Annotated in this window: 2 protein-coding genes; both read left to right on the forward strand. The window is 42.4% G+C overall.

Annotated features, from left to right (window positions below; all coding sequences use genetic code 11):
- On the forward strand, nucleotides 1–297 hold a 297-nt coding region (locus AC1DSE_RS35615; protein ID WP_477529164.1), incomplete at its 5' end, for a S1 RNA-binding domain-containing protein.
- A 195-nt stretch (nucleotides 298–492) separates the two neighbouring features.
- A partial coding sequence (locus AC1DSE_RS35620; protein WP_477529165.1) for a YphA family membrane protein occupies nucleotides 493–1119 on the forward strand: 627 nt, incomplete at its 3' end.

The raw sequence follows: 1119 nt of genomic DNA on the forward strand, positions 1-1119 counted from the left end.
GTTCACATCTCGCAAATCGCACACCGTCACATTGCTACACCTAACGAAGTTCTTCAAGAAGGCCAAGAAGTTCAAGCGAAAGTTCTTGACTTTAACCCTGCTGAAAAACGCGTTAGCCTAAGCATCAAAGAAACAGAAGAAGCGCCTGAGCAACCAGCTCCTAGCGCTAGACCTGATCGTGCACCACGTTCACCAAAAATCGAGAAAATCGATAACCCGAATGTAAGCTTGAGCAATGAGAGCATGAGCTACTCACTTGCAGAGCGTTTCGGCGACAAGCTTAAAAACCTTAAATAATATCTTTTTATATCAATCAAAAACGCCTTCAGCGTCCTCTGGATGCTGAGGCAGCTTTGACGGAGAAATGTAAGATAAGTAGAAGCAAATGATATACTTTCTTATATTTACAAAAAGGAGCTATTTCTGCGAAAACTCGCAGGAATAGCTCCTTTTTTTTGGTGCATAATAGGGGGTACAAGAGGTGAGATAACGTTGAATCCCGGATATATGTCGATTTGGATTATGATTATTATGTTTATTCTTATTACGACAGGCTGGAAGCCGTTTATAGCTCCCGATATTAGCCGTCGTATGTTGTCGCTTCTTAGCATTGCGTTAATCGCACTGATGGTTGTTTCGTTTTGGTGGAAGCCGTTACATGGCCATATTCAGGTCGAGCTCCATATGAGTGTTTGTCTTCTATTGCTGTTAGGCATACTCGCATTTAAGAAAGCCGAGGATTGGAGTTATCTAGGGTACTTAATATTGTGTACAATAATGATTGCTGTCATTTGGGGTTTCATCCGCAAAATGTATAGCTTTGATCCCGTTTTTCATTGGATTGATCCAAGCTGGGATGCTCCTTTGCTTTGTGGAATTTTTTGCGGCGCGTTTACCTCGCATGTAAAACATCAATTTGGGATGATCGTCTGGGGAGCGGTACTTGGCGAAACGTTAAACACTGCCCTTCAATTTGGAGCTCACACCGCACATATTGGCAATTTAGCTTGGTGGGACAGTTTTTGGATTGYGCTGGCTACAGCTATGACTTGCAGTTTGCTGCTAAAATCGGTTCGATTCGTGTTTTCCAAGCTTAGCGTTATACTTTGGCATATAAAG

Source organism: Paenibacillus sp. 01L418 (assembly GCF_056400045.1).